We start from the raw sequence: 22,580 nt of genomic DNA, 5'->3' as shown, positions 1-22,580 counted from the left end.
TGCGCTGACAACACAAAAGAATAGAGGACCAACCCAATGGGCAAGCCCGTACAAGACCTGCAAGCAGGAAGCCAGCACGTTACCGCACTCGCCGCGGCTAAAGGCGGAGAGAAGAAACTCAAACAAATGTCACTGCAGTCCACATCGGCTGACATTTGGGATAAAAAATATCGCTTGAAAGACAAGGCCGGTAAGCCTGTTGATGAAACAACGCATGACACCTTTGAGCGTATTGCCAGTGCCTTGTCTGGTGTAGAGCAGACTGATGCCTTGCGTGAGCATTGGTATGAGCGCTTCGTATGGGCTTTAGATAACGGTGCATTGCCTGCAGGGCGTATTATTTCTAATGCCGGCGCACAAGCGTACAAACCGGCAACTTCGACCATTAATTGTACCGTGTCGGGCACTATTACCGACTCAATGGACGACATCCTAAATAAGAACCACGAAGCCGGCATGACCCTCAAAGCAGGTTGTGGTATTGGTTATGAATTCTCCACACTTCGTCCTAAAGGTGCGTATGTGTCGGGTGCTGGTGCGTACACCTCTGGCCCGCTGTCGTTTATGGATATCTTCGACAAAATGTGTTTCACCGTGTCATCGGCTGGTGGCCGTCGTGGCGCGCAAATGGCCACGTTTGATGTGAGTCACCCTGATGTTATGGAATTCATTCGCGCCAAGCGTGAAGACGGTCGTCTACGTCAGTTCAACTTGTCACTGTTGATTACCTCGGAATTTATCGAAGCGGTTAAAAATGACACCGACTGGAATTTGTCATTCCCGGTGACTGAGAAAGAAGCTAAACAAGATCAGCTCGACGTATATTCCTCACCTGAAATTATTTGGCGTCGTTACCCAGCCGAAGGCGGTTACATCAAAAATGAGCAAGGCCTTACCGCCTGCAAAATCTACAACACGATTCCAGCTAATCGTTTGTGGAACATGATCATGACGTCGACTTACGATTTTGCTGAACCTGGCTTTATCTTGATTGACGAAGTTAACACTAAGAACAACAACTGGTTTGTTGAGAATATTCGTGCCACCAACCCATGTGGTGAGCAACCGTTACCACCGTATGGCAGTTGCCTATTAGGTTCTGTGAACCTGACTAAATTTGTGGTTGATCCATTCACTGCCGAAGCGCGCTTCGACTGGGAAAAATACAGTGAAGTGGTTGGCGTGTTTACTCGCATGCTCGACAACGTAGTCGAAATCAACGGCTTGCCATTAGAAGGGCAACGCAATGAGATCGAGCGTAAGCGCCGTCATGGCATGGGCTTTTTAGGCTTGGGTTCAACAGCGACTATGTTGGGCATGACCTACGGTGACGAAGCATCGGTTGAATTCACTGAGCGTGTGGCACGCGAAATGGCCATGTCAGGTTGGAATCAAGCACTCGAACTTGCCAAAGAAAAAGGCCCAGCGCCGATCATGACCGAGACCTTTACGGTTGATCAAGAAATGCTGAGCTTACGACCTGAAATGGCCGAAGACGGTTACCAAGTTGGTGACCAAGTAAGTGGCGCTGAGTTACACGCTAAATACAGTCGCTACATGCAGCAAATCGCTGAAGTGGACGCTGAGTTAGTCGAAGAATTGTCGAAAGTTGGTGCGCGTTTTACGCACCACAGTTCTATTGCGCCAACCGGCACAATTTCATTGTCGATGGCGAATAATGCCAGCAACGGTATCGAGCCAAGTTTTGCACATCACTATGCGCGTAACGTTATTCGTGAAGGCCGCAAGACCAAAGAAAAAGTAGACGTATTCTCATACGAGTTGTTGGCCTACCGTGAAGTGGTTAACGCTAACGCAATGCCGTATTCAGAGAATCCTGAAGAGCAACTACCTGCTAACTTTGTGACCTCGGACACTATCTCACCAAAGCAACACGTCGACATTCAAGCGGCAGCGCAAAAGTGGGTTGATTCGAGCATCTCAAAAACCGCCAATGTACCTACCGATTACCCGTATGAAGATTTCAAAGATATCTATATGTACGCGTATGACAAAGGTCTAAAAGGTTGCACCACCTTCCGCTTCAACCCAGAGGCATTTCAAGGCGTGCTGGTGAAAGAAGATGATTTGGAAAACACCGTTTACCAATTCACTTTAGAAGACGGTACAACTATGGAGTTAAAAGGTAACGAAGAAGTTGAGTATGACGGTGAAACGCATACCGCAGCGAACTTGTTCGATGCTTTGAAAGAAGGTTACTACGGAAAGTTCTAATTGGGAGCATCCATTTTACGCTAGTCCGCATTGGGGAATAATTTTAAGCGCGTTACTTACTTGAAACAGTTCCTCACCTTGCCTAGCAAGAAATGGCCTCACCAAGAGACGTCGACGCAAATACATGGTTCAAACCATTTTGGCTCCATGTATTTGCGAAAGTACTGCTAAGAATAAATATTAAATTACAGAACATTAGTTAGCGCAAACCCAAGCCGGTCGGCACCACCACACCGAGCGGCTCGCGCCACAGAGGAACCAAATCATGGTTAAAAAAATAGAAAGCAAAATCACCAGCTACAAAGTAAAAACCGCTGAGTCGATTGAATTAGATCAAGCGCGACGAGCCACCGCTGATGAAGTCGAAGCGCAGCAAAAGAAAGCCGAAGTAGTGCGTATGCATGAGTCGGTTAAGCGCCCAGATATGTTGGTGGGGTCTACCTACAAGGTGAAAACGCCCGTCACCGAACACGCTATGTACATCACCATTAATGACATTATTCTAAACGAAGGCACCGAGCACGAAGCACGTCGCCCGTTTGAAGTATTCATTAACTCCAAAAACATGGACAACTTTCAATGGGTTGTTGCTCTCACGCGCTTGATCTCTGCGGTGTTCCGTAAAGGCGGCGACACTACCTTCATGGTAGAAGAACTGAAAGCCGTGTTTGATCCAAAGGGCGGTTACTTCAAGCCCGGCGGCATCTTTATGCCAAGTATCGTTGCCGAGATCGGCCACTGCATCGAGCGCCACATGCAAATGATCGGCATGATCAAAACCGACAATCTAGACGAGCATCAGAAAGAATTCTTAGCCAAAAAACGCGAAGAAATTGATGCCGCGCAAGACGCGAGCGATGGTAAGAAATTGGAGAAAGGTGCGTTTCCTGAATCGGCCAGTGTGTGCTCTAAGTGCAGCACCAAGGCTTTAGTTTTGATGGATGGGTGTATGACTTGTCTTAGCTGCGGCGACAGCAAGTGCGGATAGGCAATTCTCAATGATGTTAAAGGTTGATTAAGTAACGGAGTGAGAGGGAGTTTTCATGACTGGAGTTTCTATAGACAGAATTCGGGTGCGGCGTTTTAAAGGCATAGAAGACGCGAATTTTGAGTTAGGCAGCATTAATTGTTTCGTAGGAGCAAACAACGCTGGCAAAAGTACTTTGGTCCAAGCTTTGCACTTTAGTGTAGGTTTGATTCAAGCAATGAATTTACTTGATAAGTGGGGTAACAAACAAACCATCAGCAGCAGTCTTAGTCGAGCAGAACTCTTATATACCCCGTGCGAAGACCTTCATGCTTTGGGTTTTGGCGGCACTCTATTAGAGGATGAAGCAAGAGCCATAAGCGTACAAATCACCCTGAATGACGGTCAGCTAATTGATGTGACGACAAAGAAGGGGCGCAACGGAAATATCCAAGTGATTGTCTCCAATGTTGCAGCAGCTAAAACTATCAGTTCATTGGAACAGCCTTTTACTATATATTCACCGGGATTATCTGGCATAGCGAAGAACGAAACGTACATGTCAGATGGCGTTTTACTTCGGACTATCGCAAGAGGTGACGCAAATCTAGTTTTTAGAAACGTGTTATTGAGGCTGAATGCAAAAAACGAGGATTGGGACAATTTTCTAATAGATTTGCAGAGTCTTTTCCCGAAGATGGATCTAATAGTTTCATTTAATAACAACACCGATGAATTTATAGGCGTGAATATCGTCAACGATAATCGCGAGGTACCAGTCGAACTGGCTGGCACTGGTATCTTACAAGCGGTACAAATCCTGAGCTACGTCCACTATTTCCATCCATCGTTAATAATACTTGACGAGCCGGATTCACATCTTCATCCAAACAATCAGCGTTTACTGTGTGAGCTTTTGAAGTCGGTTTCTGAAGAGAGGCACACACAAGTGGTATTGACCACACATTCTAGACATGTAGTTGACACGCTCAGAGGTCAGGCGAAGTTTGTTTGGGTTCGCGCAGGAACAGCCGAAATAGTTCGAGATGATTATAGTCTTCCGATTTTCTTGGATATTGGAGCTTTAGATGTCAAGGAGATGGTTGCCGAAGATGGATCTAAGATAAATATATTCTTGACTGAAGATACAAATTGTCGTGGTTTGAAACATCTGGCTTTAGTATCAGGTTTCCAGGAGGAAAAGTCTCTTTTTCTTTCATATCACGGCTGTACCAGCTTAAAAAATCTCCGACCTCTGCTTGAAGTCATAAAAGGCTCTAAGCCCGATGCAAATGTTGTCGTACATAGGGATAGCGATTACATGAGCGAGGACGAGCGGGAAGAGTGGAGAGTGAAAATAAGGACCTTGCAGTGCAATCCATTTTTGACAGCAGGAGTCGACATTGAGAGCCACTATTTCACCGCTGAGTGCATCAGTCGGTCTAACCCGGATTTGTCTTTAAAACAGGCAATTGAACTAATTGAAGCCGTGGACATTGAGTTAAAACAACAATACATCAGCAGTTACGTCAATGGACGAATTGATTTCATTAGAAAGAATAAGGGTGGTGCAAGGATCGATATGGGTGCTATTGCAGTCGAAGCAAACGCTATGATCGATAGCGAACTCGAAAGATTCAGGCATGGAAAATCTGCTGTTAAGAAGGCTAGACAAATTTATAGAGAAACAACGGGCAATAATTTGGCGTTGACTCCTCAGGAAATATCACCTGACGATGTTTTAGCCGGCTATGTCCGAGACTAGAAAAAAAGCTAGGAACAGAGAACAAGAGGGTCACCCATTAGCCAACCTGTGTCAACGGGCCGTACAAATCCCGGCCTATTGGTTTGGGCCCGATTCACTCTTAGGCCATCGATTTACTCTCTTCACGCCTGATATTTTCTTTGGTTGTGCTGGGTAAAACTACCCGCAACAGTCACCCATCTGGATTTAGGCAAAGCATTACTGCCGCCCTTGATGCATACGCATCCCACAAGAATAATAGGGGTCAGAGCCGATTTAATTAGTAGAGATGCAACCCCATTTCAGTAATTGTCCGGTTTTTGTACCAGTCGCTTAATTGGGCGAAATTTTAGGCGAGTCCGGGTCTCACGCAGGCGTGACTACTCTAGGAAGCTCGAGTTCAGCTAACCGAACAGTGTTCGGTGTGAATGGGTGTCTAGCTATTGGCGCCAGAAAAGGAGTCAGAGCCGCATTAATTGGAGAGGTCTACTGAGTCGGCCAGGGAGTGTGGCTTGAATTAATCGAAATGGAGTTCGATATACCTAGATTACCAACACAACGCGAGACACATTGGTAAAAGGCCGCATCGGCAAGCGATACCAATCGTTTACGAAGAAGAGTCATCCTTGTCTCTAGCTTCAGTATATTGGACGAAAAGGGGTCAGAGCCGATTTAATTAGTACTTATGGCGAATCGAGCGTTCAGAATAACTATGGTCGCGTGCCTTTCGCGAGTGAGGATTTAGGTCACTTTCAAAAAGCAGTACCCGGCGTCTACTTCTTTATGGGCGTGGCAAACGGTGATCTAGGCAATATTGCTTTCCCACACACGCCGAATTTCGAAGTAGACGAAGCCAGCATCGAGTTTGGCGTAAGACGCTTCTCGACGTTGATCTTGAGCAGACTGCAAGAATGAACTATAGGCAAGTGTTTGGTTAAATTAACTGGGCTCGACAAATCGCGAGCCAAGTATAATCAGCCGTTCTGACCGTAGCAAAGGGCTGCGCCTTAGCTGAGACGGGTAACCTTAAAGCCGTAACCCTTTATTAGTCACAAGCAGCCGATAACTCGTTACCGTTATCATCCGCACTGTACGCGCACTCAATCGTCGCTCCGCTTACGCCACCAACTAGGGTTGACCAATGCACTTTCACTGAGTGAATACTTTCTATTGACAGGCCAGTGCTGGTTAGAGTCGAATATTTAACCGTAGCTTTACTATACAGGGCTCGTGCATCGGTGCCCGATGCGATTAGATCTGAATGGTCGATAACGGTGCTGCTGGCAGCCGCTGAATACACGGCGCGGTTGACAGTGCCACTATTAACCTCAATACGACTGTCGACTATTCGGATGTCACCGGAATAGGCTCGAATGCCATAATTGGGGGTAGTTCCTTCGATAAGCACATCGGCGTTGCGGATCAACACTGAACCCTCTTCAACATAAACACCTCTGCTGCTATTGATCGGTGCTCCACCAACTCGAACTGTCACGTTTTCAATCGTTATATTATCTTGAAAGTTCGATGGGTTGAAAACAGAAATCCCCAATGAATAGCTTGATCCACTTGATGTGTTATGTACCGAGAGATTCGACAAGCGAACATTCGCGACGAGAAATACAGCAGGCGAATCAAAGCCACGGGCTCGCACAGATCCTGAAATAATCGTAGTGCCTTGACCACTGCCCGTGATGTCAACATATTCTTTAGCAACGATGGTGGTAGCAACGTCATATTGGCCTGGCCCGATTACGACCACATAAGGATTCGTTGCACTAGCGTTGCTAATTGAATCTATAGCTGCCTGTATGTTGGTAAAATCTCCATTGGCTTTCGCCACAGTCACTATGTTTTTAAGTGGTTTAAATTCGTCGCCACCTAATGGCACGACCACCACTTTATTATGTGCGACAGCACTATTTATCAAAGCAATAAACAACAATCCCAATAAGCCTATATTTAATCGCATAGTCACCTCTGACTTAATCGTGAGAACCCATCAGAGTTCTGATGTGCCTGTACTCAGTATAGGACTGTAGGGTGCGGGTCGTTGTCGCGCAACAGGCCATCTGGCCCTGTGTTCTGGGTAGGGACTAATGAAGTTGGGTAATTGTTGATGAAAAAGATGGTAAGAAAACTCTTACTCTGCAAGATAACAACGCTACGTATGTATACACAGAGTCGCAATGATTATAAAAATGGGGACAGCTTCAGGCCACGGTTTTTGGCGATCGCCGACTAAATTAAATGAAGGGGTAAGTGGGTGTCCACCATGTGGTTAACCTTTATTGATCTATAAACTTATGATCAGGGTCTTACCGTTAATGAGTGGTAATACAGTCTCAACGTTACCCTGATTCGGATCTTCATTAACTGACTCTACGAACCCTTCAAATGCACCAATATCACAGCGACCCTCAGTACGTGTCTCACCGCGTTGATCGATAATTACATCTGTCCCGGCTCCACAATAGCTTATATTCGCAGCGTCTATTGCGAGACTGTTGACGGCCAAGGCGTGAGTCTGGATGCAGACTGCATCGGAAGTTCGACCAGCAGTTTGTTGGCACCCGTTGTCAGCTAACGGATTCAGGATTGAAGCGATTGAGGTGGCTGATGGTCCATCATACGTCGCATTAAAGTCCGACGCACCAATAACATCACCATCGGCAAATGGAGATTGCAGAATTGCCTCCGCGAGTGGTTTTGCATTGCTACCGACAATATTTGCATTGTCGCTAATAATACTGGCGTAATACCCCAAGTACACTTCTGCCCCTCTCTTGGCAAAGTTGCCCGACATAATATTATTTTTGATACTTAAAGTGGCAAACCTACCTACAGAAACACCGCCCCCCCAAGATTGCGAAATGTTGTTCGTTACAGTGCTATTTGTCAAAGCAACTCCAGACTGGTACAACGAAATTCCGTGCCCGGCGTTACCCGATATCGTACTATTAGTCATTGATAGCCCAGAGCCAACAGAAGGGTACAGCCCGCCAGTGCTTTGGGCTGATCGGCCCAAAGCGCTAACTCCAGTGCTGCTGTTACCGGCGATTGTGCTGTTGGAAATCGAGATACTGCTGCCGGCCAAACCGGAGATACCCTCGCTAAGATTTTGCGAGAAAATACTGTTAATGACATCAACCTTGCCGTAGTAGGATGAGAGACCACGATAAGAGTTGCCTGTAACGAGTGTGTTCTCAATCGTCACGTAGCAGTGCGCCGCGGGGAGCATCTGCATAGTGTCGATGAGGTTAGTGCCTCTAATTTGAATACCACTCCCATTATTGTCGGTGACATTGCTATTTCGCATGCTCGCGCTGCAGCCATTTCGAAGCGAAATACCGTCGCGATAATTATTAGATACTGTGCTTTCGGTAAGGCTTAAGTAACCGGTGTCCTGAACAGCGATGCCACCGCCGCGTAATTCAGCAGAGTTTTCTGAAACTGTGGTGTTGACGAGGCTTAGACTGCTAGCCCCCTTGGCGTAGATGCCCGCGCCTATGCTAGCATCCCCGCCGGCAATGGTTAAGTTGTTGACGCTAAGTGTGCTGTCGTGCAGGTATAAAACTCGGTTTTCGCCTCCGCCGTGGACAGTTAAATTTGCTTCACCAATGCCATTGATGGTAAGTGAAACTTCAGGTGCGATTGAAAGCTGCCCCCCTTGCGCTGCGATCAGCGTGATGGTGTGAGAACTGGCTTGATCAAATTCAACGGGGTCAAAACCAATTGAATCACTTACGCCGAAGGCATCACCACTTTTAACACATCCGTCTTGTTCGTTCGCCAAATTAACTGAAACAATCGCCTCGCGTAAAGTGCAACCTACGCCGTTGTCATCTTGAGCACTGTCAACTAAAAACGAAGCGGTGTGTGCGGGAGTCGCGATCATCTGGCTAATAGTCAGTGTCAATAACGTCTTACCAAAATGGTTCAAAGGAGGCATTTTCTGTTCTCGTGATTTCGTCTATGAAAAAAGATAGTGAATTCGAACAATTCACTCGTCACATCATTGCTAGTATCAGTGTATCATCAATTTTTTGTGAGTTTTTATAAAAGAATTTGAGGATAAACCACGGTTTTCGGCAATCGCCGACTAAGTTAAACGTCGGTCTGTTCCTGTTTCTTTTCAGAGGTATATGAAACCTTCAACGTAGTCACGCTGAACCAATCAGTGCGATAAAGAGCCTCGCGAATTGCGAGGCTTTTGCCTTGCTATTAATAGGAGTCGGGCGGTTGTTGTTTGCCCTAAAAGGAAGCTAGAGGTAACAAGAATCAGGAATTTTCGAAACTTCGTCAGACATGTTTAATAAGCTACTCACCGAGAATATCAAGAATAGATGGCAGGAAACTCATGAAATCCCCATGCTTAAACGTTAACTGGCTTAGTTGACCAGCCGCGGGAACCAGCTCATCTACAACTCTAGAAAAAGGTTGGCTCGCAAAAAATATATCTTCACCGACCTCGACTGCCGAATTAACTGAAAATAATATCGGCGTTCGCTTGACGTCATAAAGTGTGTCAACTCTACTGTCGTAAACAAATAATTTAGTTGGAATAACATCGCGGTTTGTAATCAGCAAAACACGGTTCTTCAAACAGCTGCCGGTAAATTCTACGTCAGGAAAATTTTTACTCAAGCCAGTTTGAGTATCAAGAGTCGTGGCTGAGGTAGGTCTAACGGGATCGAGATGTGTTAATGAAATAAGTGCAGTAGAGTTAGATATACAGACTGCATTCACCTGGGAATTAGAATCAATTTGAAGCAACCTGACATTACCATCGGGATAGCCATTACCCTTCCAGAAACCATCATTAGTAGTAAAGAAGAAGCTATCTTTATCCCCATTGTTTGTGTCAAAGACTCCGCTACAGTTGCCTGCCAAGCGGGTAAGACGACCGTCCGCCGATAATCGCCAGAGAGACGAGTCACTTTCAGCAATAGATGTTCGACAAAAAACGAGTCCCGTTCGAGATTGAACGCTTTTACCAGATACCATCAAGCGCCGGTCTAATTCACCACTAAATCCATTAATATAGCTCAAATGGTCTTGTTCGAGACTGACTCGCCAGAAAGAATAACCTTTTGATTCGTTATAGCCAAAGGCGACAGCGCTATCATTGAGTGCAGACCCTGCGATCATAGTCAGTCCTTGCGTATTCGGATCTGAAATAAGATTCGCCTGCGCAGTATCGAGATCAATCCGCCAAATCGTATAGTCTGATTCGCTGTAGAAGGCAGATTCACCAGCACGTGTAACAAATATAGTATTGCCAACCAGTTCAATATTAACTATTCGTGAAACACGGATCGGAGCAAACCTAGCGTTGTCTGTCTCCCCAAAATCTTTGAGAAGTGAAGTGCCCGCTGCAGTGCCGTTTGACAGGTAAAGCTTACCGAAGACATCGATTAAGAGTCCATTAGGGGTCGTAAAATAATTGGAAGAAAGCCGCTCCCTATTTAGCTTTGCTCTATCCACAGAAATAAGCTTGTCGACTGTCTTGCTTATTGTGTCCTGAGCATAGACTCCAAACCCTTGCTCCGTGTCCAAAAAACTCACTAACTTGTTTTGTACCCGCCCCAGAACACTGGGATTATATGGAAGGCCGGGATAAGCCGATACAGTTGATTCTGAGTAATATTGAGCCTCAACATTGGCGGACAAAGAAAGTAAAATAAACAAAGATATGACTATTTTTTTCATAAAGTAGCCTTCCGAGGCTTTACTAAAAAACTATCAGGTTTAAAAATTCGAAAGCAGAATATCTGAACGGCAGCCATTAGTATATTACGGCAGATGTCAAATTATGTACAACCCTCAGCCCCTGAACGTCATGTAAACACTTCTGAAGAGCTTCGTCATCAATATGCCCGTTCGATCGTATGATTTGGCATTTTATTTAAAATAGCTGAAATTATTTCTATTGGCTCAGAATTTTAAAATTGCACGAGATAAAGGGTTAGGCCTTTGATTTAGGATTCGTTTTCCAAACAAGCTAGGGCCTCTATCGTTCCATTTTAGATCCATCTAAAAGGTATCTAAAGCTTGTTTCACGCGGACACAGTTTTTGGCAATCGCCGACTAAGTTAAACGTCGGCCTGTTCCTGTTCAAGAAACAGTTTTTAGTTGTTGATAGCTCGACGGTGTCATTTTCATCTCGCGCTTGAATAGCCTGCGAAATACACTATCATCTGAATAGCCTAATGAATAAGCGATCTCCTTGACAGACTTGTTGCTCGTGATCAATAGCGTGCAGGCGTGCCGTATGCGTATGCCGTCGATGAAGGACTTTGGGGTTTGGCCGGTGAGTTCTTTGAGTTTGCGATTGAGTGTTCGTTCAGACACCGACATAATTCCAGCCAAATCTCCAGCACTCATGGGTTTGTAGTACGCTTTGCGTATGGCGTATTCTGCATTTGATAAAAATGTGTTTTTAGAAGTTTGATAACCTTCTGGTACATACAAAGCTTGGGACTTCGGGATGGTGTCGACAACCGCAAAGTCGGCAGTGATTCTGGCGGTTTCCGCGCCCGCGAGCTTTTCCACGATGTGCAAGGTGATGTCGACCCAAGACAGTGGTCCACCGGCCGTAACCACCTTAGCGTCATCAACCAATGCGCTGGCCCAAATCGCATTTGCGCGTGGGAAGCGCTGTTTTAATTCGTCGTGTAACCACCAAGTGGTTGTACACCGTTTGTTGTTGAGTATTCCCGCTTCGCCTAGAGCAAACACACCGCTACAAGATCCGCAAACCAGGGCTCCCTGTTTGTGACGTGCGGCTAACCATGACTGTGTTAATGAATCCGTGATTGGCGTTGGCGGACAACCTTCCGCGTTCGGAATAAAACCGGGCACGAGCACCGCATCACACTGATGTATGGCGTCGAGATCAGAATCAACATCAAATGAGCGCCCGTGGCCATCAATGATCGAGTCACCGTCCTGATTTGCCAGGATTACCTTTGGTTCCCATGCGGACTCGTTTGTTGTTCGGTGCGTGCCTTGTTGCACAAAATGGAGCCCGCTTAAGGCGAGCAAGTCTTTTATACCCATTAGGCCCGATGGGAGGGCGTTGTTTAGGCAGAGAATGACAATCGTGTTCATAACGGAAGCTGCGATGAGAAATTGGCAAATATTGCACGTATATAGTCATTTTTGTCACTCACGGTCAAGTTGTGTCCACTCATAAAATGGCTTCTCTGCAATTAAATCAGGCCGAAAAATGAAACTTTTCAATACAAGTAAGCGCATCTGCGTATATACATTCGTGGTGACATTCACCTTTGCTAACGCTGCGCTATCTCAAACCAACAACACAACTTCAGAGAGCGTCATGAAAGAAGCCACCTATATTCCGTTTAAGGCCAACCAAGGCCAAGAAGACAGTCTAGCCCAGTTTCTTAGGGATGGAGCCAAGCTGGTTGAGAAAACTGAGCCCGACACACTGTATTGGTATGCGTTACGCAAAAACCACGGTAGCTACGGTATTTTCGATTTCTTTTCGAGCTCAGATGGTCGTGATGCGCATTTTGCTGGGCAGGTTGCGGCAGCATTAAATGAAAATGCGAGTACACTGGTCCTTGACGGTTGGGATGCTGGTATTGTCGCGAATATCGTTAATCCGTCGGTATTGTCGTTTAAGGCTCCAGAGCTAAATGATACAAGGGCGACTACGGCGACATATATCGTGCTGAATGCACAAGTGGGCAAAGAGCAAGCGCTCGAAGACTTGTTGACTGGGGCTGCCCAGATCATCGACCAAACAGAGCCAGAAACACTGTTGTGGACTGCGCTTAAGTTAAATGAAACTACGTTCGCAATTTTTGATACCTTCGTAGACGAGAGCGGCCGAGAGGCTCACTTCGCTGGCAAAGTGGCTGGTGCGTTGCATGCCAACGCTGATGTGTTGATTGTTGGTGGTTGGGAAGGTGGTGTGCTGAGCAATATCCATAATTTTGATGTCATTGCGCAAGCTGCGAGATAAGCATCTTTAAATCAGACTTGCTCGATCGGTCATCGTATTTCGGGCAAGTCGGTTCATTTGTTAAGATGGTCGAATACGATACATCTTTGTAATAGATACGTACGTAGTGTGCTCAGGATGATGGGTTGGGCTATAGAGTCACTGGATAGATTAAGAAGGTAAAGAGTCTAAGAAGGTCGATGGTCAGGTCTTTGATTTAGGGTTCTGTAGACTAGGAAAGATATAGCTAGTGCCTTACCTTGAATAGTCGTTTCGCTCCTCGTAATGATGCAAAAGATAGACGGTTAAGGTTCTGATTTAACGGTGAACTTTTAAGCGGTTGGAAAAACTAAGTTGACACAGACTGAGGTATTTCCAACTTTTCTTTAGAAAACGTCCAGCGTAATAGCAAACTATTCGTAGCCTAGTTAAGGACTCTCAAGCGACATCTGAATGCTAATCGTTAGGTATTGTCTGCTAATTTTTCTTTTCTGCCTTTAGCGCAGAAACGCATTCCGCTCACAAATACATTTCGTTTACCTGCATTTTCGGCTCTTTGGCGGGCTGAAGATATCATTTCTACACTTCGATCTATTGCTATAACACTACCAGCAGAACCGACTATCTCACATAGGAGCTCGGTGACTTCTCCAGGACCCCAGCCAAGTTCAAGCACCGTCATACCTTCAGAAAGTCCTGCCGCCCTAAACAATCTCTCTGTTGTTGAATTATCTCTCTTCATCTATTAATCCTCCAGTTTTTCCAGGCAGAATAATTTGTTGTCAGACACCGTGTCGCGAAGCTTCAAATGTTTGGGTGCTCAAATCAAGTGTGTTTTCAGATAACTGAAACCGGTATACAAAACCGAATTCTCATGTTTATTGCAAATAAATTAGACCAGCGCTTGCCTAGGATGCCAGATTTGCTCGCAAACTCTGGGAAGTCCAGTCGTTATATATAGGAGGCTGCTCTATTCAGGGTAATAGCGGTTTAAATCATTTGCGAACTGAAGCCATTGCTTGAGGTTTTTTATAAATGTACTGAGGGCCTTTGCTAGGCTAGGTGCGGCTCGGGCACATAGATTTGCTGAGTGCGCGTTTCCGACTGGCCAGATGGCCCGTTGTTTGCCGGCGGATTTGCTTTTAGATTAGGCTATTCATATTACCTGATTTCCCCGAGGGTCATCGTGAACACAAGCGCAGCATTAACTTCTCTATCTAAATATTTTTTTGCGATGACTCTTGTTTTTATTGCGTGTGCCGCACATGCGCAAAATAAAGTCGTTGTTGTTCCCATGTCTGGTGACGACTTAAAGCCGCTTGCAAACATCATTACGGTTGCTAAAGCCAATGGTGACTTTAATGATCCCGTCGAAGCTTTGATGTCAATTACGGATGCCAGCGCAGCGAATCCGTATTTGGTGGTTATTGCGCCAGGTGAATACACGTTAACGGAGCGATTAACCATGAAGCCGTATGTCAACGTGTCAGGTAGCGGCCCAGAAGTGACTCGCTTGCTGGGATCTTTTGCTAGTAGCAGTCAAACTTTTGGCACTGTCGTAGTTGCGACATCAAATTCACGGATTGAGAACTTAACAATTCAGAACACGGGCAGTGGTGCCAATATGTCTGGTATTTACGGGGTTTTTTCCGACTTCACGGTTTCTAATGTACACATATTGGTTGAGGGAAACACGGACGGCACCGTGTACGGAATGATCATTCGAGTTAGTAGCTGGACGGTTTCTGATTCTGTTATCGAAAGCGTTAACGAGGGTGCTGGTGACTCGTATGGTATCTACGGTGAATATGCTACGTCTCGTTTACGAGCCATCAACACGACGGTTGTTGCCCAGACGGATCCCATTAGTGTGCTTGGGGAGAATTGTAGTTTTGTGTTCGACTCATTGACCAGTATATCCCCACTGGATAGCAGCTGCGACTGATTAACTCGGAAGATAGAAGCGCTGGTCTTGAGTTGAGGCTTCGGTAACAAATAAAACAAGGTGACCTCGAAGGCAATTCTTTATAATGTCAGCTGCTAATCATATGCCTCACAGATTGTTGCGTGAGGCATTCGTTAATTGACTGTATTGCTAGAGGTTTGTATGAAAGTGTTGGGTTTTGAGGGAGTTGTTATTCGTTTCGTTTTTGCATTGGTACTGGTCTTTGCTACTTATAACCCGTCAGCGTATTCCTATTTTCATTGGGCGGAAGGCTCGTTTCCACAATTTACTCCAGCACTTGCGATTTGTGGATTATTCCTGGTTATCGCTTGGGGAATCTACCTGCGTGCGACATTTCGCTCGCTTGGCGTAATTGGTCTCATATTGGCTGCTGCATTTTTTGCTAGTTTCGTATGGCTCTTTTATGATCTAGGGTGGCTTGAGGCAAACAATGTCGGTGCCATGACGTGGGTGGTGCTGGTAATCGTCTCATTATTGCTGGCTATTGGTATGTCGTGGTCACATATTCGTCGCAGGCTCACAGGCCAGGTTGATATTGATGATGTCGATGACGATTAAGCAAACAATTAAGGCAATGGATGTGGCGAGCTAAGCGAGGCTACCTCTGTGGTTAAGCCTTTGTGATACACAGGCGGTGGCTTTTTACACGGGCGTTATCATAACTCGGTTTGTCCCTATTCATTGCCGAGAGAATGCCGGCGTTGCCGAAGTTTAAGCTGCCAGCGACTTACCGATAGGGTCGAGCGCTGCATATGGATGTGCATAAACACCTCGCAAATACTTGACGATAGTCTACTTCAGGCTATATGGTGTTTTTTAGGAACTAAGTGTGTGTTTTTTAAGGCAGTTAGACCAATCATCCTAAATAGGCCTCTACCCTAAAGCGCAACGCCTTGGTTTCGTTACGAAAACCAACAGAGAGAGCTATTATGAAAACTATTGCTTCCCGCAGGACCCTACCTCTTTGCCTGACTTTGTTTACATCTATTATTGTCAGTAACTCAAATGTTACCTCGGCCCAAGTTGATGAGGACGGCGAACAAATTTTAGAACAGATTACCGTAACTGGCTCGAGGATTTCTCGACCCGAATTTTCACAGCCGGCACCGGTGGTTACGATTAGCCAAGAAGAGATGACTCGCTTCGCGACCCCCGACGTTGGCAGCATGCTCGCCGAATTGCCGGCGATTGGTGCTACTCGTACCTTGGCTGGTAACACCAGTGGCGACAATGGTGGTAATGAGCTCGCCGGTACCAGCTCGGCTGACCTTCGTCGATTCGGCGAGGAGCGCACCTTAGTATTAGTTGATGGCAAGCGACACGTGGCTGGCGTTGCTGGATCATCGCAAGTTGACTTGACAACGATTCCCGCCGCTTTGGTTGAACGAATTGATATTGTCACCGGCGGAACGTCCGCCGTGTACGGTTCCGATGCGGTTACCGGTGTGGTAAATGTAATTTTGCGCGACGACTTCGAAGGCTTTGAGCTGAATGTGAGTGGCGCGGGCTCGACTGAGGGCGTTAGCAACGATAACTACTCAGCATCCTTGGTTGGCGGTTTTAACTTTTCAGAAGACCGCGGCAACATTACGGTGTATGGAGGGTATGACAAAATTGAAGAGACCCTAGCAACCGATATTCGTCAGTTTTCTAGTTTTGGTACCATCGCAAACCCCGCGGACGGGGGCGAAGATGATGGCATACCAGATCGTTTAGTGGTGCCAAATGTGGTCTCTGAGCGAATTAATTCAACCGGGGTTATCAATCCTTTTGCCGGGGCTGGCGACATCATTACTTTTGACAACGCGGGGAATCCGATTACCCAGCAAGCGCGCGACGGGACTAATAGCTTTGCGTTTGGCAGCTTTCCTAATGGCTGTGATTTTTGTTTCTCAACTGAGGGCTCTGAAAATTATTTGCCAGAAGTTGAGCGTAAGATATTTGGCACATCGCTAAACTACGAAATCAACGAGAATATGACAGCGTATGGTAGTTTTAAATACGTGGAATCAGAGGTTTTACAATTATTTCAACCGGCTTTCCGATTCGGCGATATCGTAATTAATGTTGCCGAGAACCCGTTTCTCGATAACGGCCTACGGCAGACTTTATTGAGCACAGGTCAGACTGCGGTGCCGTATGCTAAGTTCTTTGATGAGCTGGGCTTTCGTTTGGCTGACAATGATCGAGAGTTGTTTCGTTATACCGCAGGCTTGGAAGGTCGTTTCGGGTTAGGCAACACCGATGTTAGCTACGACGTTTATTATGTTGACGGCGAGAGCGAAAACATTCGAACCACACCGAATGATTTAATTCCCAGCAATTTTGATGCAGCGGTTGATTCGGTTATTAATCCGCTAACAGGGCAGCCCGATTGCCGAGCTAACGTACCTAGTGCGCAAGGTGAGGGTTATAGTAATCCGGCGTTGGTTAACCCTGGCGGTTGCGTCCCTTATAACCCATTTGGCTTTCAACAAGCGTCGCAAGAAGCCCGTAGCTATGTGTCCGGAAGCGCAACTCGAACCGATAAGATCACGCAAGAGGTATACGGTGTTTCGTTTGTCACGGACACCCGTGAGTTTTTCAATCTACCTGGTGGCCCAGTAGACTTTGTATTGGGTTATGAACATCGTGAGGAAAGCTCAAGCACAATATCCGATGAAGTTATCAAGTCCGGCGTGTTAACCACAGCGGCAACGCCAGATAACTTTGGACGCTTCGATGTAGATGAGTTTTTCGTTGAGGTGAAGTTGCCATTGTTGGCGGATAAGCCTTTTGCGGAAGAGCTGACAATTGACGCAGCCTTCAGAGCAGCTGATTACTCTCATGCTGGTGATGCTGACGCGTGGAAGATCGGTTTTCTGTACGCGCCAGTTGAAAGTTTGCGTTTACGAGGCACAATTGGCGAAGCGGTGCGTGCACCGAGTATTAGCGAGGCGTTCGACTCGGTATCACCGGGGTTCGCACAAATAAATGACCCATGCGACGCGGACAATATTAATGACGATCCAGACCGTGTAGCTAACTGTGCCGCGTTGGGAATTCCGGCGGGATTTCAAGCTAACGACAATGTCTCAATCGATATTCTGAGCGGCGGAAACTCCGAGTTATTCTCCGAGTCGTCAGAGTCTTACACCGTTGGATTCATTTGGCAGCCCAATTTTGCCGAAAACTTGAACCTCACTTTTGACTATTACGACATTGAGATTACCGATGCGATTGTTAGTGTAACCGCGCAGAATATTCTGGATAATTGTGTGGATGGAAGCGGCGGTTTGGATGCGGGCTTTTGCTCACAGATCGATCGGGACCCGAATACTCGTGATGTGTCTTTAGTTCGCTCAGGCTTCCTGAATGCCTCAGCGTTCAACACCAGTGGCATCGAACTCGCGATTGACTATCGCGGTCTGGCAATTGGGCCTGGTGAATTAGACTTGTATTTATTCGTCAACCAACTGCTGGAGTTAGAGCGATTTGAGTTTCAGAATCGACCAGACGAGATTAATGTTGAAGACGGCGAAGTCGGCGACCCAGAGTTCCAGTATCGAGCTAGTGCGACTTACCATGTAAACGATTTAAGCATCAACTGGTCGGCTCGTTTCATTGATCGTTCGGCGAATTTTGATGTGTCGCCAACAGGCGATACGCCAGAAGATCAATTTCCGGCGTTTATCGCGTCGATCACAACTCATGATCTAAGTGCAAACTATGCCGTAAATGATAGTGTTTCGGTTTATGGCGGTGTGCGTAATGTATTCGATGATGTCCCCGTTGGGCTTATCAAGAATGCGCTTTATGATTTGGTAGGGCGCCGAGTCTTTTTTGGAATTAAAGCGAAATTCTAGGACTTGAAAAATAACCCGAGTGCAAAAAAAATCCTCGCATTTGTGAGGGGTTTTTTTGCACGAAAGTGCCGGGCTAAATTTAAGAGTTAGAGTACGAATATAAACAGCCCTCAGAGTTTAGTGGCGGATGATCGCTTAAGAGCTGGTCGTGACTGTATGCAACTTTTCACTCTATCGACATAAATTCCGCTGCGACTCTCATTCGCTGAACCTCCGATTCGACCCGTCACGTTTTCAATCGTTATCTCATCTAGATTGAGTGATGGCTACGTATTTTTTTGCAACAATCGTGCAGTAACGTCGCACTTGCCCCGCATCTTGTATGTGTAATAGTTAAGAGAATGCTTCGGCCAAGAACTGCCATGGCTGAACTTTTCCGCTGCCACCGTACTTTTTATAGTAGGAGCCTCTGACTCCAGAGTTAATGAGCCCTCGCATATTATTAATTGCCGCCGGATCAGTGACGCCTCCGTAGACGTTTGGAACATCATTAATGTTGTCTGTGGTTACGTATTCGATAAACGCCTCCAAGTAATTCCAACTACTCGGATTGCTTCCGCTGGAGGAAGAGATGCCACGCGCATTGTAGTAATACCAACCGTTGATCAGGCCTAAACGAGTTGTTGGCGTGTAGTTATAGGTTCGCATCTCCTCAAAGTGTTCAGGGATTCGGTTCATGTCGGTAATCCACTGCTTGATCTGATCTGAGGTAATTGGTGTCAGATTAAGGCCCCACGCGTTAAGTTTATTAATAACATAGGCGTTAGACAGGTTCCCACTTGCGCCGACATTGTCATTAATGGGGTCACTCTCACCTTGGCCGTAACTGCTTCTTGATCCTGGCACGGTGGCATGCCTGCCGCGCGTATAAAGTAGTGTGTAATTTTTATTTGACCAGCCACTAATTGTTTTGCTATCACTTGTCGGAGAAAGTGGGTCCCAGACAACTTTCGAACTACTGCCATCTACTCCCACTACCTTTGGCACCACACCATTAAAGCCACTGGATGTTTCATCAATGGCGTAGATGCCAACATATTCCATGTTCTTCATTCCGGGGATTTGAGTCAGACATGGCCACCAGTCGCCAGGGCCTGGTACCGGGTCCAGCGCAATAATTTTTATATCTAAGCTCGCAAACCATTCGGCTAAATAATTTGATGCGATCAAACAAGCGACTCCGCCGCGACTATGGCCGACCAGTGCGACCCTACTAAAAGCGGAGAGGAACTTCGTTATCTTGTCGTTGTCGGCGGCATTCCAGCGCAAACAATAATGGCCAGCGGTGGCTTGAGGGGTGTTGTTCCACATACTATTGTTGACTGGGTATGCTAGATCGTCTTGAGTGTATCCGCCGGCCGTGCTGTCGTCCCAATACTCTTTGATATGATCGAATTCGCCAAGTGGTACGAGGTGAAGCGTGACCCCTAACATGCTGGCTATGCCGGCTACCGCGATAATTTCGACCGACAATCCCAGTGCTGAGTCACTGTACATGGAGAGTGGGTTGGTTAGGTAGTCTACCGCACGTCGAAAGGCTGGCGCTTTATTACATACGCTATGTTCTTGAGGGTCGGGGTCGTTGGGGAATTCTGCTACTGTTTCGATTGTCCAGATTCTGACGGGTAAGTTTTGATGGCTTTGTGAATAGGGCGCGCCACAACCATTCATTGTTACGCAGTTCGCTTGGGCTCCGAGAGCGCGAGTAAGGTCATGGTATATCTTGCTTGGAATATATCCAGAGCTAACGTTGTAAGAGTGCATTTCCTCTGGTTTACGCATCACCAGAGATTGATCCAAATAACAGTCTGTACCGGAATAGCATATTGTGTAGGTCGTCATATTTAAGCCCTATATCGTAGGTCCGCACCGCACATTTGGAGTGGCCAAACGTACATCTAGTTAGTCACTAATAGCGACTACAAAAGTATGGATGAGGATCTAATGACTTGATTGGCTAATCTTATGAAGAACATGGGGTTTATTACTGAGATGTGCAGTGTGCCTATTGCGACGTTATGCCTCGTGCGCTTAACTTGTAAGACACTCCCTTGTGATGTCGCGTTAACCGTGGTTCTGCCTGACCGTGATTTTTTATACAAGTGTAATCTATTGTAATGGAAGTCGGTTAGACCTCTACGTAAGATTTTCTCTCGATGCGGTTATAAGTAACTCCTGCCCCCCAGGGGTGGCTTAAACCCCCTGAAGTAATCACGATACCTTGTTTGGCGGCTTGGGATAAGGCCTAGATCAATTTAGACATAGCGAAAGGGTTGATATGTCGTGGGTATGGATTGGAGTTCAAAATGGACAAATCACGAATAGAGAAACAACAATTGGAAGCGGAGCTAGTGACCGCGTTAAAACAAGCTGGAGCGGCTTGCACCGTTGATACCATCGAGGTGGAAAGGTTTGATCTAAATGCGCCACAACAGGACTTAACGGTGCGAGTGAAAACGTACTCACGCTTCGCTGCGAAGACAAAACCGGTAAACCAATTTAATCGCAATTCAAAAGGTAGTTCTATTACCGTTTCGTTGGTTTATCAGAATAAGCCAATCGGTGACATTGAAATCGTTTTAGCTGAAGAGGGTATGGATTTAGTTGATGTTAAGCGAGCGTTTGAGGACATTGCCTTAGATTTCACTTATTTTATTAAGCGTAAGCAAGCACATAAGAAGATCAAAGATAGCGAAAACCTTGATATGCAATGGCTTGGTCGCAGTCGTGCGGCGAAGCAAGTAGACCAGTTTATTGAAAAATCCTCGAGCGTCGATTTTCCAGTGCTGATTTACGGTGAGTTTGGGTCAGGGAAACTGTTAACCGCATATTCTATTCATTGTCATAGTCTGCGGCGACAAGGGCCGTTTGTTGAGGGGCGTTGTGGCAAATGGCAAGATCAAGACATTATTAAAAATATTGAAACGCTTTGGCAACAGGCTCAAGGCGGGACGCTCTTCCTAAGAGATATTGATCTGCTACCGCAATCGCAGTTTATCAAGGTTAGAAATTTTTGGTTACATGGGACTAGCTCCACAGCTTCAGCCATTCAGGGTGTCGGTGTGCCGGTTAGAGTTATCGCCAGTGTTTCGCAAAAGCGAATTGAGAAACAGCGTTGCGTCTGGCAAGAGCTAGACTATTTGTCGATTGAACTTCCGAGCTTACGTGATCGGCGTGGCGATATTAGAGAGATGACCGAACACTATCTGCGGAAACTCTCGCATATCAACAAGGTGTCACTGTCGTCTGATTGCATGGAGTTACTTGAACGCTTCGATTGGGAGGACAACATACAACAGCTTGAGCGCGTGATTTCAAAGCTGGTATTGATGTCTGACTCGAGTCATCTTGAACCGTCGGGTTTGCTTGCAATCATTCCACAATTGAGTGACAAGCAGGGACAAAAAATAGAATTACCAGAGGCGGAATTTTGCGAACAGTCTCTAACGATCGCTGATATCGCCACTCTGATTGCTAGTGACTCTTACCTTGGGCAAGTCACGCATCATCCGGCACTAGAAAAAGCAATCAACTACCTTGCTGAGCAGTATTCTTCGGATTTGACGCTAAGTGGTCTGGCCGAAAAGGCGTTTGTGAGTGCATCTCACCTTTCGTATTTATTTAAACATCACCTTGATTCTTCATTTAAACAATTACTGATTCAAATTAGGATTGCTAAGGCAAAGTTATTGCTTAAAGAAAAGCCGACTTGCAAGATAACTGAAATAGCGTTTGATGTTGGCTTCCACGATCTTAGTCATTTTGAAAAAACGTTCAAACGAGTCGTAGGTATTAGTCCAGGAAAGTACCGCAGACGTAGAAGGTAGTGGCATTGTTTGACGCATAACTAA

Annotated in this window: 15 protein-coding genes; 9 read left to right on the top strand and 6 right to left on the bottom strand. The window is 46.1% G+C overall.

The genetic code is table 11. The annotated features are described in order from the left end of the window. Positions 1-126: 126 nt before the first annotated feature. From DFR28_RS02530 to DFR28_RS02515, 4 genes are all read left to right on the top strand, one after another. The gene (locus DFR28_RS02530) at positions 127-2,235 is read left to right on the top strand and encodes an adenosylcobalamin-dependent ribonucleoside-diphosphate reductase (RefSeq protein WP_342773275.1); all 2,109 of its coding nucleotides are present in this window, start codon (positions 127-129) and stop codon (positions 2,233-2,235) included. Positions 2,236-2,500: 265 nt separating this feature from the next. Then, positions 2,501-3,223, top strand: a complete 723-nt coding sequence (locus tag DFR28_RS02525; RefSeq protein ID WP_113952724.1) for a TSCPD domain-containing protein — start codon at positions 2,501-2,503, stop codon at positions 3,221-3,223. Positions 3,224-3,278: 55 nt separating this feature from the next. Continuing rightward, positions 3,279-4,967, top strand: a complete 1,689-nt coding sequence (locus DFR28_RS02520) for an AAA family ATPase (protein WP_113952723.1) — start codon at positions 3,279-3,281, stop codon at positions 4,965-4,967. 699 nt (positions 4,968-5,666) lie between these two features. Continuing rightward, positions 5,667-5,861: a hypothetical protein gene (locus tag DFR28_RS02515; RefSeq protein WP_113952722.1), complete on the top strand. Its 195-nt coding sequence runs from the start codon at positions 5,667-5,669 to the stop codon at positions 5,859-5,861. Positions 5,862-5,991: 130 nt separating this feature from the next. Here DFR28_RS02515 and DFR28_RS02510 read toward each other — a convergent pair whose 3' ends face one another. From DFR28_RS02510 to DFR28_RS02495, 4 genes are all read right to left on the bottom strand, one after another. Then, positions 5,992-6,918 (bottom strand): glycosyl hydrolase family 28-related protein, encoded by a 927-nt coding sequence (locus tag DFR28_RS02510; protein ID WP_113952721.1) that lies wholly within the window; start codon positions 6,916-6,918, stop codon positions 5,992-5,994. A gap of 324 nt (positions 6,919-7,242) precedes the next feature. Continuing rightward, complete coding sequence (locus DFR28_RS02505; RefSeq protein ID WP_113952720.1) at positions 7,243-8,898, bottom strand: right-handed parallel beta-helix repeat-containing protein; 1,656 nt, start codon at positions 8,896-8,898, stop codon at positions 7,243-7,245. A 368-nt stretch (positions 8,899-9,266) separates the two neighbouring features. After that, positions 9,267-10,658 carry a hypothetical protein gene (locus DFR28_RS02500; protein ID WP_113952719.1) on the bottom strand — a complete coding sequence of 464 codons (1,392 nt, stop codon included), beginning with the start codon at positions 10,656-10,658 and terminating at the stop codon, positions 9,267-9,269. Positions 10,659-11,063: 405 nt separating this feature from the next. Further along, positions 11,064-12,059 (bottom strand): GlxA family transcriptional regulator, encoded by a 996-nt coding sequence (locus DFR28_RS02495; RefSeq protein ID WP_113952718.1) that lies wholly within the window; start codon positions 12,057-12,059, stop codon positions 11,064-11,066. A gap of 229 nt (positions 12,060-12,288) precedes the next feature. Between DFR28_RS02495 and DFR28_RS02490 the strand changes: the two genes are divergently transcribed. Continuing rightward, positions 12,289-12,939, top strand: coding sequence for a hypothetical protein (locus tag DFR28_RS02490; RefSeq protein ID WP_113953381.1), 651 nt, complete (start codon positions 12,289-12,291; stop codon positions 12,937-12,939). Between the two features lie 442 nt (positions 12,940-13,381). Here DFR28_RS02490 and DFR28_RS02485 read toward each other — a convergent pair whose 3' ends face one another. Then, the gene (locus DFR28_RS02485; protein WP_113952717.1) at positions 13,382-13,660 is read right to left on the bottom strand and encodes a methyltransferase domain-containing protein; all 279 of its coding nucleotides are present in this window, start codon (positions 13,658-13,660) and stop codon (positions 13,382-13,384) included. Between the two features lie 492 nt (positions 13,661-14,152). Between DFR28_RS02485 and DFR28_RS02480 the strand changes: the two genes are divergently transcribed. The 3 genes from DFR28_RS02480 (at position 14,153) to DFR28_RS02470 (ending at position 18,729) form a co-directional block, all read left to right on the top strand. Continuing rightward, positions 14,153-14,863, top strand: coding sequence for a pectinesterase (locus DFR28_RS02480; RefSeq protein ID WP_113952716.1), 711 nt, complete (start codon positions 14,153-14,155; stop codon positions 14,861-14,863). Positions 14,864-15,025: 162 nt separating this feature from the next. Then, the gene (locus DFR28_RS02475) at positions 15,026-15,442 is read left to right on the top strand and encodes a DUF6524 family protein (protein WP_113952715.1); all 417 of its coding nucleotides are present in this window, start codon (positions 15,026-15,028) and stop codon (positions 15,440-15,442) included. Positions 15,443-15,813: 371 nt separating this feature from the next. Next, positions 15,814-18,729 carry a TonB-dependent receptor plug domain-containing protein gene (locus DFR28_RS02470; RefSeq protein ID WP_113952714.1) on the top strand — a complete coding sequence of 972 codons (2,916 nt, stop codon included), beginning with the start codon at positions 15,814-15,816 and terminating at the stop codon, positions 18,727-18,729. A 333-nt stretch (positions 18,730-19,062) separates the two neighbouring features. Here DFR28_RS02470 and DFR28_RS02465 read toward each other — a convergent pair whose 3' ends face one another. After that, positions 19,063-20,571 (bottom strand): alpha/beta hydrolase family protein, encoded by a 1,509-nt coding sequence (locus DFR28_RS02465; protein ID WP_147250908.1) that lies wholly within the window; start codon positions 20,569-20,571, stop codon positions 19,063-19,065. Positions 20,572-21,035: 464 nt separating this feature from the next. Between DFR28_RS02465 and DFR28_RS02460 the strand changes: the two genes are divergently transcribed. After that, positions 21,036-22,556: a helix-turn-helix domain-containing protein gene (locus tag DFR28_RS02460; RefSeq protein WP_113952712.1), complete on the top strand. Its 1,521-nt coding sequence runs from the start codon at positions 21,036-21,038 to the stop codon at positions 22,554-22,556. Positions 22,557-22,580: the final 24 nt, after the last annotated feature.

Origin of the sequence: Arenicella xantha (genome assembly GCF_003315245.1) — a bacterium.
GTDB classification, from domain to species: domain Bacteria; phylum Pseudomonadota; class Gammaproteobacteria; order Arenicellales; family Arenicellaceae; genus Arenicella; species Arenicella xantha.
Note: the sequence above shows the minus strand (reverse complement) of the source record. Positions and strands in the feature narration are given on the sequence as shown.